Here is an 11,807-nt window from a genome sequence, read left to right as displayed (position 1 = left end):
TCACTCCATCATGATTTGATATTGCAGCAACTTTTCTTCCGTTGGGATACGGGCATAGATGCGTGTCGTGTTCACATCTTCGTGACCAAGAAACCTGGCGATCAATCTTATGTTTGCTCCTCTCGCCAGCATGTTGGTTGCATAAGTGTGACGACAGACGTGAGGATGAAAAGACTGTTTCAATCCCATCTTTCGACTGACTTTCTGTAACACTTTTCTTATGCCGCCCGCTTGCAGGCGATCGCCAAATTTGTTTTCAAACAAAGGATCTGTCGGTTTAGCTGAACGTGTATTTAGATAAGCTTTTAACACAAGCGAAGCTTCGTTAGAAAAGTATATGTCACGAACCTTCTCCCCTTTTCCAACCACAATGGCAGTCCTGTTTTCCAGGTCGACATCCTCAATATTTAAGTTTGATACTTCCGTCACTCGACCGCCAGTGGAAAACAGGAACAGAATCAATGCCCGATTGCGAATGGGCAAACGTTCGATAAACTGTTTCACACGGGCAAATTCAAACTCGTCTAGATATTTGGGCAATGATTTCGGAATCTTTGGTTTCCATCTTTTTTTCATGACTGTCGTTTCCATATATTCTTCCTCCAAACAGAATTGGAAGAACGAGGAGAGAACATAGAACATCAATTCAATGGAAGTCGGCTTCTTTCCTTTCGAAAATTCATCCAACCAACTGCGGACGATTTCGGGCGTTAGTTCATCCAGTACGGTATGTTCTTGTAAGAACCGTTCTAATTCTCTTCGGTATTTGTCCACCGTTGTTTCTGCTCTGTTTTCCACCTTAAGGCTGAGCAGGTATTCATTTAATACCTCTCTGGTTGCTTCAGGTATCCCAACGGCGGTACTAATCCAATAGGTTTTTTTTGCTGTCATACTCTTCCATCCTTTCTTATTTACTGAAACGTCCTCATTCCTTTTGGGATAGCAAACCATCCATTCAACCCGATCCGTCAACGACTGTTTGCCATCACTTTGTCGCGTCATCTAATCCGTGCCTCCTCCTTTGAATGCTGGTTGACGGACCTTGCATATCATCCTGTCCATTCATATGCGAGTTCAAACATTTTATTGGCAACACGAAAAGCCCTAATTCCGTGGGGGAATTAAGGTTCCTATATATGTATATGCGAATTTTGAAATAAGCCTGGCAGTTTGGTTTCAATATTCCATTCATCAGTTGTTTGCCATTTTAGCTATCTGGCCCTCAGCAAACCTTGCTCTGACTTCAACCGCTACCTTGCAAGCTGTTGCCTGTAGTCAACGGCGGCTACTTATACTATGTACAGCAGTAGCAACCTTTATACCACCATGTTGTACACTTCAAAAATTTTTATTGCTACATAACATAACCCTCTTGGTTGCCAACACATCAAGTGAAATTCCTTGTATGTACACTTACAGTTTATTTGCCGAACAACCTAGTGGCGGTCTGCTTAATACCCTGCTACATTACGCATCCAGACACGATATCTTTCGAACATTCTACTTTTCTGCATTTTTAAAGAATAGATTTCAATTGTTGTGGCAAGACTGCAATCAGCAGCAACAAAAAATCAAATGGGGGTTATCACATGAACAAATTCGGCAATAAACTCAGAGAGCTTCGGGAAAGCAAAAACTTATCTAGACCACAATTAAATAAGGAGATCGGCATTTCAACTGCATTTATAGGCTTTCTGGAAAAGAATGAACGAAATGCTTCCAATGCAACCTGCGAAAAGTATTCGAAACACTTTGATATTCCTTTGGATGAGTTACTCGCCCTACGTGACGGCGGCAAAACTGAAAACATACAGACAAAGGAAACGGAAAGCTTACAGACAAACCCAGCACTTCCTGCGGTACTTCCAACTGTACAGCATAAGCCTCATCTACAACGGATGATGGATTTCTTGGAGTCGGTTGAAGAAGAAACCTGCGAGAAGTTGGTCACTGAACTGCTACAACATGGCAGTGAATGGTTGGCAAACAGGATAAGATTATTTACAGTCGATGCATTAGCTCAAAGAATTCTGGACTATCGTAGTAAGTGGTTGGCTGCGAAACCATCCATCCCTTCGGAACAAGAGCAAACAGAAGACTTGGCAGGTACACTTTCTCTTGATGAACCCATTTATTTCGAGATCCAGTATACAACTCAAATGATGAGGCTGACTTTACAGACCGAACATCAAACGCACAGTGAACTGTTTGAACAATGGATGGATCATTACCACGTAAGTTACGAGACCCTAGACATTGTACCTACCGACCGACAAGAGCATCCTACCATGCACTACTATTGGTTTTCACCAATCATGTCACCGTACGAGAAGTTTGAGTTACTGAAGAAGCTGCAGGTTGACCTATCGACTGTGAACACCTATGACAGCCAGTTGGACTGGTTGCTTCAACATTACGGTAAAAAAGATGCTTCGTGACCATCACACTTCAGTAACAAAAGAATAAGGTGTATCGAGATACCTCTATTTAGGTATCTTTTTTTGTTGTGATGTTGCATATCTCAGTTAGTCATTTTTTAATTACGTAACTTGTGGGCAACACCCTCACTTACACTATAGCCTTGTCTCACACGTTTTATACAACGAGTTTTAGAAACCTTCAGTTTTTTCTTTTGTTGCTACGCTACAAAGGATGCGTAATTGAAGCAAAACACCGTATGCATTGATTTCACCTTTTTTATTCAAACATCCCAAGATGACAGGGATGATGGAACATGCTATTTAGTAAAGCAAGTTGTGCACGACGACGTGTAAACAATAGTATGTTTGTGGACGGTATCATCCTGACTCATTTATTGAACAGGTATGGGCATATTGCATGCAATCAAAAAAGCAGCCAGCCACCGATTGTTGGGTGGTTGCCTGCTCTCTCCAATTGTATGGCAATACGTATTGGTACATAAACTTGAAATCATCTGATATGGCAGCTTTTCTATTTTCGATTGTAAAGTTACATCATTGCGTCTTTGTACTCGATAGTGCCAGAAGTCACTGCAGGCGGAGAGGGCAGCCTCAGGACAAACGCCCGGAATTCATTTACTGTGTAGATTGTTTGCTCTTCCGCCACGACCACCATCTCCACATGCTCCAGTATCGCAAGAATTTCGGGAAGGCTCTGGAAGGGGTCACGCAGAACTCGATCAAATGAATAAATCAATAAATGACTAATCCTAATCTCCTTCATTTCTAGTTTCCGTATCGTTGTCTCTAGTCTCGGCCGGATTCCCCTCATCGCCGAGTAGCCGACAACCTGATACTGTGCGTGAATATGAATACCCTGCTGATTGGCAAAGTCATTGATCGTCTGTTGCTGTTGGTCAATTTCCTTTCGCGTGCGGAGATAGGTTCTGCAATAACTGATTCCAACTTTCTTTCGCTCATTTAACAATTTTTCTCCTCCCTCTTGGTTTTTGATGACATAGTCATGCACTCTAGGTGGCCACGTCCTTCATTCCTTTTACCTTTCAATGGTTTACCATCATTCTTCCTGTTAAATAGCTGTTTGATACGTTAAGAAGCCTGCATTTTTCTATGGAATGATGAAGGGTTTAACGACAAAAAACCTTACCCCATAGCAAATGGGATAAGGCTTAAATATATGTACTTTCGGCAATCAATTCCTCAGTTACGTTTTAGCTTACTACCTACCAATCCTGCCACCAGACGTTTTTGCAGAGCTGGCAATCGAGATAGCCGAAATAAGTATCAATTATTAAAACTAGAACTCTGAGAGAGCAGACATTAATCAATATGCTAAACATCTTTCCTCCCTAGTTCATCTTTCACTTGCTACTTTTCTGAACCCGGTGATTAAAAGGAATTCTTTACGGCAATGATGATAAGGATTGGAAGTTAATTATATAAGGAGGATTTACATGAAACCAATTGAAAAGAATACCGGTTATTCCAGACGGTCAAAAAGCTCCACTCCGTTTAATCCCAGGAAAACTACTCACTTACAGAAATTTTTATTCAGCATGCTTATGGATAAGTTAGGGGACAACATAGAGGTTCTGGGAAGAAAAACATTGCAGGGCTATGTGGATAATGCTTTCGAATTCCATGGCATTAGCAAAGACGAACATTTAAAGTATAGAGAAATAAACTCCTACTACGCTGAACATTCTAAACTCGATATGTGTGAGCCGGATCTTCCGGGAGATATATATGGTTCAGTGGCTGAATTGTTAATATTTGACGATGAAAGCATGACCACTTACCTCAAACTGTTTTCTTACGTTTCCAGAAGTATTTGGTTAAGTTCATTAAAACAGTATTCTCCTTGGGATTTCGAAACTGAAATATTTAATATTTCATCTTATTGGCAGGAGTTACATGAAGCGGATAGTTTTAAATTGCCGGAGCCAGTTACTATTGAAGGCTGTGCAAATCTAGACGATCCTGTCTATTTCTATATTGAGTACAGTAATCGGATGATGAAGTTAGTCTTCCAACCAGCTGATATCTATCATGTCTATAATACAATTTGCGATTGGATTGGTTACCCTCAAGTTTTTTATATAACAGAAAAGGATACAGATTTATCCAGTGTGGAGGAAGATGTGATCCACTTCATATGGTTTTCTCCCGATACACCCGTTATCGAACAGTATAACATCCTTACAAAACAGGATGTATGGATTGATGAAATGCATACCAAGCGTGTCCAGCTCAAGCGACTGATTAATCACCAAATAAATACTAGAGCAAACATGAAAGAAGAGATTATTGTCATAGACCCTACAGTATATAGAGAGTAAAAGTTAGTGGATGTAGGTTCAGGTTTATTCATTGATGTTAAGGTTTGGGAGCTTTTTTAACTACAGCGGGAAGACAGCGGAAGATGCCTAACAAGCATCTTCCTTTTTATTCTTGAAAGTTCGCTGCCATTTTTAATTAACTGTTCATCCAGACAACATAATGCCGTTAAAAGAATGATACCCATGTCTATTACGACTTATACCTCTTCAACTTCATAATCACAAGCAAATTGCCCCAAATTAAATTTTAATGAAAAAAGTCTTCTCCATTTTTTTCTTCATTCCTCTTGGAGGAGCCGGTACATGTTATCGCATTTATAAAATTAACTTTTTCAGGGAGAGAGGGTAGTGAAGTTCGAGAGAAGGAGGGAGCGGAATAAAGGGGAATCTTAATGAAGAAAGATGAAGACTGCCTTTCCTCCTCAAATGCTCGGTGCCTAAGAAGGATGTACATTATTTACAGATTATAAGCGAGACATGGGAGTGGGAATGGAGAGCCGTTACCAGTGCGATAACTGTAAGAAGTAAAGGACAATTGCTCTCATCAATGACGCGAGCCGGGCTGCAATTTACAGGAGGAAGAGAGGAGAGCTTTCGACATGTAGTGATTGTATCCACAGGCGAGGATTTTATTCCCTCTCTCCTCCTAGACGATTTGTCTTTAGATAATGCGGCATTTTGATTAAGAGACCCACCCGACAACAAGCAGGAAGACCGCTGAAATAACATGGAACAGGGATAGGTAGTACAGCCACTGAGGTACAGCCATACGGTCTTCATCCGTAATTACTATTTCTTCATCAAATGCCTCTTCAATCTCTTGATCGGTTGCTCCATCCTGTTCCATCTGCTCAATTTCAAACTTGAATTTTGTCATGGAAGAACGGGCGATCAGGTTCGGGATGGTTAGCCCGATGATCAGATAAGACGCTGCATTAATGATGGCCAGCCATACTAGCAGCTGATGTCCTGTGAAAAAGACAACGGCAGGTGTTAAGATGACGAAAATCGAAATGAGTTTTGACATATCAACTGCTCCTTCTATGTATTACTTTAAGAATAGCATAGAGCTCCAGATTGTTATAGCTCCAGTGGAACTTCACCACCTGTTTCGTTACAATAGATGCTAAAACTATCTATACATTTTGGAGGGATTCTTTATGTTGTCATTTCTACGATCACTATACAAATTTTGTTCAGAGTGGATAGGCTACTTATTGATGTCTTTGAGAAATTATATATTATCCAAGCATGCAACTAGTATGGAAAACATCGCATTGAGGAGCCAACTCGCATCGTATGTCCATCGTTTTGAAAAAGAAAATATTCCAACACCACGGCCAACTCCTGCATTCCGGCAACTGTGGGTGCTCCTGTCTAAGCACTTGGAAAACTGGAAAGACTCATTAGTCATGGTAAAGCCCGACACAGTTATTCGCTGGCATCGGACAGCTTTCAAATTCTATTGGAAGAAAAAATCGAAAAAGTTAGGTAGACCAACGATTTCTAATGGAACCATCCAGCTAATTAAACGAGTACATAAGGAAAATCCGCTTTTGTCGCCGGAGAAAATTCATGAAAAGCTAAGGATACTTGGCATTGATCAGCCGCCGGCACCAAACACCATTGCCAAGTATCTGCCAAGCACACGAAAGCCGCCTTCCGAAAAACAGATTCAATCCTGGAAGACATTCTTGCAAAACCATCAGGAAGAGATATGGGGAACTGATTTCTTTACAATTTCCACACTGACTTTTAACGTACTTCATGTCTTGGTGATCTTGCACCATAAAACTCGTGAAATTATTCATTTCGGCGTCACGACGAATCCAACAGCGGAATGGACCATTCAGCAATTCCGGAATGCAACGCCTTATGGCAAGGTCCCTAAATACCTGATTCACGACAATGATCCCATCTTCTGTTCCAAAGTGTTTCAAGCCTTCTTACAGTCCTCAGACATTACGGCAAAGAAAACGGCTTATCGATCACCTTGGCAAAACGGATACGCTGAAAGGGTTATCGGTACAATTAAAAGAGAGTTGGTAGACCATGTAATCCCACTGAATGAGCGGCATCTATGCGGCCTTCTTACGGAATACATGAAGGGTTATTACAACACGCACCGGACGCATCAGGGGATCAACGGCAAAACACCAATCCCTTCACCGGTTTACCTTCCGACTTCGGTAGAAGATACCGTATTGGAAGCCACCCCAGTGTTAAATGGTCTCTACCATACATACAAGAAAGCGGCTTAACCAGTTCAGTTGAATATTTTTTAAAAGCCTTGTGAAAAGGCTTATTTGGCATGTCCAAATTTTTCTTCCCCTATTTTCCAACCTCCCTCCCCTTTGAATTGCATGTTGAAAATCCAAAAATCTGGCTGAATAGAAAAAGCCATCCGGTGAAATCATAGTGATTTCTGTCCGGATGGACTTTTTGAAGGCGACACCAATCCCTTCACCGGTTTACCTTCCGACTTCGGCAGAAGATACCGTATTGGAAGCTACCCCGGTGTTAAACGGTCTCTACCATACATACAAGAAAGCGGCTTAACCAACCCAGTTGAATATTTTTAAAAAGCCTTGTAAAAAGGCTTATTTGGCATGTTTAGATTTTTCTTCCCATATTTTCCGACTCTTTTTTCTCCCAAAATGCATAGGTAAATTCATGAGAATCCAGCTAAATAGAAAAAGCCATCCGGTGAAATCATAGCGATTTCTGTCCGGATGGACTTTTTGAAGGCGACACCGGACGCATCAGGGAATCAACGGCAAGACACCAATCCCTTCACCAGTTTACCTTCCGACTTCGGCAGAGGAAACCGTATTGGAAGCCAACCCGGTATTAAATGGTCTCTACCATACATACATGAAAGCAGCTTAACTGGATCAATTGAATATTTTTAAAAAGCCTTATGAAAAGGCTTTTTTTGGCATGCCCAACTTTCACTTACCCTATATTTCAACCTCTCTTTCCCATAAATTCCATGATGAAAATCCTGAAATCCAGCTGAATAGAAAAAGCCATCCGGAGAAATCATAACGATTTCTGTCCGGATGGACTTTTTTAAGGCGACAGGCGACTTTCATCGCACACGGCGATCCGTCAGCGATAGATTCTTAAAAGCTTATTTCCCCTAATTCTATTATATGAAGAGTTTATAGTTTTGAAAACCGAGGAATACTAATAGTTTTATAATATCGATTATTTAACTTTTCAGTCTACCTAAATTTAGAGAAAAATAGCCAGTCACAGATGATTATCCGGACTAGCTATCTAACCGTAATACACTTATTTTGGGGAAATAAGTTTTGTAAGACCCACCACAGACTGGGTTCCTTCGCTCCTGCTAGTTTTCTCCTCCTCGTCTGTTACCAGACAAGTCCAAACGGCTAGCGATCGACACTACTACAAACCCGCTGCCATCTTCTCGGCTTCACTGGTTCTATCCAACCTCTTCCGACAAGACTTCAAACGTTCCATCGTGCTGCTCCCTTGTTTTGATGACCGTAGGCTTCCACTATTCAGGTGTGGGCATGATTCGTTTAACAGTTCAAATTAGTCGAATCACCAACTGCTCATTTTGGAACAGAGAATCAGGTATGAACTCCTAGCCATTTCGCACACCTGATCGCACCACCCTGCCTACATGGATTCGTCGTCCTAGCCATAGTCACCTTTTAAAGAACCCCGCCCCAGAACCACTGGGTACGACTTCACCTGACTTCACCCCTTCGAGCAGATAGGCTCTCACTGGATGCAGGAGGATTAGGCTCGTGAGCTGTAAGGAACTGTTTATCACGCGTCAGAACTTCCCCGACGAATCAAGCACGATAGTTAGAAAAAGACCCCATGAATATGTACTAGTTAAAGTATAATTCATGAGGTCAAGTTCCACTATTTTCACTAGTAAACTAGTTTATATAGTAACGTTTCGTTTAGTTTTATTAAGCAGTAACTGTTACGGCAATTGTAATTTCAAATGTGTTCCCAGCTGCATCAGTTGCTTTTAAAACTACATTTCCACTTTCTGCAGCTGCAGAAGCAATTGTCAACGTAGTTCCAGTTATTGATGCAGTACCTGTTGCTAAAGTATCTGATTCTACTGTCCAAGTTAAGCCACTTGTACCAACAGTTAAACCAGTGATAGCTGTTGAAGCATCATTATTGATAGTTAAAGCTGTTGTAGCCAAATCTACACCAGTAGTAAAGTTTGCTACTGTATCTGATACAGCAGTTCCTGTACCTGTCGTCGCAGGAGTGTAAGCAAGTACTGTAGTATTGAACGATTTAGTATCGATTGCTCCACCTTTAGAGATAGTAGCTTCTAAAGTACCTGTTGTATCATCAGCATTTGCTAATGAAGCAGGGTTATATGCAGGACGTGTTACAACACCAGCATTATCAATAGATGAGTTGTTAGAAGCCCAAACAATTGAAGAACCATTAGTTGCTGGAGCAACTAAAGTTACATCGCTTTTCAATGCAGTTAGAGCTTCAGTTGCTGTCGCATTTACATCAGCTTTGTCTGCTGCTACTGCTTGAGTGTTAGCATTTGAAATAACTTTAGCTGGATCCACTTCTGCACCACTAGTTACAATAGAACTATTTTTAACAACTTCATTAGTTGCTGTATCTTTAATATGAATATCGCCATTGCTATCAGGAACTACAGTAATTGTAGCAGTCTGATTAACATTCACAGCATTATCCAAAGTAATGACAATTGTACCTTTGTTAGCTGCATCAGCATCAGCCACACTAGCAACTGTTTGTTTAGATCCGTTGATAACAACTTCAATATTATCTTCAGCATTAGTCAACGTAGAGCTCATTTTCTCACTGAATGTTAGTTTGATATCCTTAGTAGTCTCATCGCTGCTGTCAGCAACAGAATACTTAGCGGATTTCAATGTTGGTTTAACGTTGTCAGTTAGTGATACAACTTTTTCATAAGCAGATTTAGTCTGTAAATCTTTAACTACAAATTCACCAGCTTTTGTTTTTACATTTGTAGAAATGGCAAGCTTGTAATCTGTGGAATTTTTAACAGTACCTTCTGGTAAGGTGATTTCAACATTTTGCTTATCGCCTACAAAATCAACAGTTGAACCAGTTGGAAGTGCCTTACCGTCAAGTGTATAGTTTGAGAATTGAGTAGCAGATGAATCCATATCAACACCATAATCAACTGAAATTACATTGTTAGCGGCAGACGGTGCTGTTCCAGCATCAAGAAATGCAACGTATTTAAATGCATTAGAAGCAGCTTTAACTGTAGCTGTCAACTTGTCATTCTTTGCACCTTCAACTGCGTAAGCAGCTACTGATCCTGTCTGTTCCTTGTTTACAATTTTATCAGCTTTAAACTCCACAGTGTAAGGTTCATCTGTAGTGCTAGCCAATGCCAACTGTACAGTTTTGCCACTGTTAATCAAGCTAGGAGTAGAGGTAATTACCACGCCATCTTTATCACGCACTACAACATCAGCAGCGTTTGGAGAAGCTTTTAATTCCTCTTTAAACGTTACCTCAAGGTTATTGCCGTTGATTGCTGTTTTCTCAATAACAGGTTTCACATTATCTTTGTTGAGAGTTACAGATCCAGTGTACTTCTTACCTAGAAGAGAGCTTCCTGCTTCTGTATAGTTTTCAAAAGTAACACTTAATGTAGTGCTATTTTCTCCATCCGCATATAATGGGTTCAAGTCACCTGCTGCTGAATCTTTAGTCACAACAACATAGTAACCAGATTTTCCGTCTACTACAGCATATTCAGCGTAAACTTCAGAAGTTAATGATGGAGTACTGCCAGTAACACTTGCAGTTGTAAATGTGTGGTTACCTTTTTTAACGACCAACGAATCAAGATTTGTTAAAGTAGCCGCTCTACTCAATTCAACAAAGAATTTATTTGAATTAACAGGCGTGATACTCTTAACATATGGAGCTTCAGCGTTTTTAGAAACTGTGAATGCACCATTGATCACACTTGCTACTACAGGATTTGCAGCTGCAGTATCAGCAATATCAAAAATCACAAGATCATGCTTACCTTCTGCTTTAGCAATGTCCTGCTCTTGTCCTGCTGCTAAATCAACTGTGTAAGAATAGTTTCCTGCAGTATTAGCTGCTACAGGTGAGAAATTGGCAGCACTCAAAGCAACTTCATCAAGTTTGAATAATGAAGTTCCAGTAGTTGCTACAGGTCGATCAAATGTTAGAGTTAATTGAGATCCAGCACCATTTACAGTAGTAGTTACCAATTTAGGAGCTGCTGTAATATTGTAAACCATTTGTGCTGATGCATAGCGTTCAAGAGAAGAACCATCTTTAGCTTTAATTGCGTCATTAGTTTGAACTACAATTTTATCGCCTTCTCGAAGTGCGTTTTGATCTCCACCAGTAGTGGAATCAATGTCTTTTAGACGAAGAGTCACTGTCTTACCAGAAGCTTTAATATCCTGAATAGCTGTGCCACCAGCAATCTTATCTCCATTCACAGAGATTTCATAATTGCCTTTAGTTTGTGCAGTTGTAGAATCGATGTCTTTGTTAAATGTTAATTGAAGTTCTTGAGCGTTAATCGCACTTACCGATTCAACTTTTAAATCTCCAGCAACCGGAGTAGTAACTAGGTTACCATTGCCATCGAATTCAGCAGGAGTAGTAGTTACATTTTGTGGAGTACCTTGAGCAATTAATTGATCGTGTGCGTTAGACGTATTACCAGCATTTGCTTGTAATGCATCGTTATAAGCTTGGTAAGAATAATTCTTACCATCTAAAGTCACATAAGATTTCGTTAAGACATTTTGCTTGTTCAATTGTGCAAGATCGTCAAATTGTTGCTTAGTAACTTTATAATAAGAGCCATCTTTAGATACAATAACATCAGATACTGAGTTATTAGTAGCTGCTTCTGCAGAAATTGTTGGAATGATAGCTGTAGAAGCTAAAGCTGCAACCAATGCCGCTGAACTCATTACTTTGAATGGTTTTTTCATTTTTTTCTGTCACC

The 11,807-nt window shown here is 40.4% G+C and carries 7 protein-coding genes; 3 read left to right on the top strand and 4 right to left on the bottom strand.

Annotated elements, in window-relative coordinates; genetic code table 11:
• A complete protein-coding gene (locus GDZ68_RS03470; RefSeq protein ID WP_153720891.1) occupies window positions 1–891 on the bottom strand; it encodes a tyrosine-type recombinase/integrase in 891 nt (296 codons plus the stop codon).
• 698 nt (window positions 892–1,589) lie between these two features.
• On the opposite strand from GDZ68_RS03470, the gene GDZ68_RS03465 reads away from it, so the two are divergent.
• A complete protein-coding gene (locus GDZ68_RS03465; protein ID WP_153720890.1) occupies window positions 1,590–2,438 on the top strand; it encodes a helix-turn-helix transcriptional regulator in 849 nt (282 codons plus the stop codon).
• Between the two features lie 532 nt (window positions 2,439–2,970).
• On the opposite strand, the gene GDZ68_RS03455 is transcribed toward GDZ68_RS03465, so the two are convergent.
• Complete coding sequence (locus GDZ68_RS03455) at window positions 2,971–3,408, bottom strand: recombinase family protein (RefSeq protein WP_194841041.1); 438 nt, start codon at window positions 3,406–3,408, stop codon at window positions 2,971–2,973.
• A 487-nt stretch (window positions 3,409–3,895) separates the two neighbouring features.
• Here GDZ68_RS03455 and GDZ68_RS03450 point away from each other — a divergent pair, with 487 nt between their 5' ends.
• Entirely contained in the window at window positions 3,896–4,780 is an 885-nt protein-coding gene (locus tag GDZ68_RS03450) for a hypothetical protein (protein ID WP_153720887.1), read from the top strand.
• 682 nt (window positions 4,781–5,462) lie between these two features.
• Here GDZ68_RS03450 and GDZ68_RS03445 read toward each other — a convergent pair.
• Window positions 5,463–5,807 carry a hypothetical protein gene (locus tag GDZ68_RS03445; RefSeq protein ID WP_153720886.1) on the bottom strand — a complete coding sequence of 115 codons (345 nt, stop codon included), beginning with the start codon at window positions 5,805–5,807 and terminating at the stop codon, window positions 5,463–5,465.
• Between the two features lie 235 nt (window positions 5,808–6,042).
• Between GDZ68_RS03445 and GDZ68_RS03440 the strand changes: the two genes are divergently transcribed.
• Window positions 6,043–7,041, top strand: a complete 999-nt coding sequence (locus tag GDZ68_RS03440) for an integrase core domain-containing protein (RefSeq protein ID WP_228550989.1) — start codon at window positions 6,043–6,045, stop codon at window positions 7,039–7,041.
• Window positions 7,042–8,733: 1,692 nt separating this feature from the next.
• Here the strand turns inward: GDZ68_RS03440 and GDZ68_RS03435 are convergent.
• Entirely contained in the window at window positions 8,734–11,793 is a 3,060-nt protein-coding gene (locus GDZ68_RS03435) for an immunoglobulin-like domain-containing protein (RefSeq protein WP_153720884.1), read from the bottom strand.
• Window positions 11,794–11,807: the final 14 nt, after the last annotated feature.

The sequence above is a fragment of the Sporosarcina cascadiensis genome (assembly GCF_009650995.1).
Lineage (GTDB): Bacteria > Bacillota > Bacilli > Bacillales_A > Planococcaceae > Sporosarcina > Sporosarcina cascadiensis.
The sequence above is the reverse complement of the archived record's forward strand: the minus strand, read 5'-3'. Positions and strand labels throughout refer to the sequence as shown.

What these genes read in the sequence shown, in the direction of transcription:
- GDZ68_RS03470 (WP_153720891.1), bottom strand. Translation starts at nt 891, where the DNA reads ATGACAGCAAAAAAAACCTATTGGATTAGTACCGCCGTTGGGATACCT.
- GDZ68_RS03465 (WP_153720890.1), top strand. Translation starts at nt 1,590, where the DNA reads ATGAACAAATTCGGCAATAAACTCAGAGAGCTTCGGGAAAGCAAAAAC.
- GDZ68_RS03450 (WP_153720887.1), top strand. Translation starts at nt 3,896, where the DNA reads ATGAAACCAATTGAAAAGAATACCGGTTATTCCAGACGGTCAAAAAGC.
- GDZ68_RS03445 (WP_153720886.1), bottom strand. Translation starts at nt 5,807, where the DNA reads ATGTCAAAACTCATTTCGATTTTCGTCATCTTAACACCTGCCGTTGTC.
- GDZ68_RS03440 (WP_228550989.1), top strand. Translation starts at nt 6,043, where the DNA reads ATGGAAAACATCGCATTGAGGAGCCAACTCGCATCGTATGTCCATCGT.
- GDZ68_RS03435 (WP_153720884.1), bottom strand. Translation starts at nt 11,793, where the DNA reads ATGAAAAAACCATTCAAAGTAATGAGTTCAGCGGCATTGGTTGCAGCT.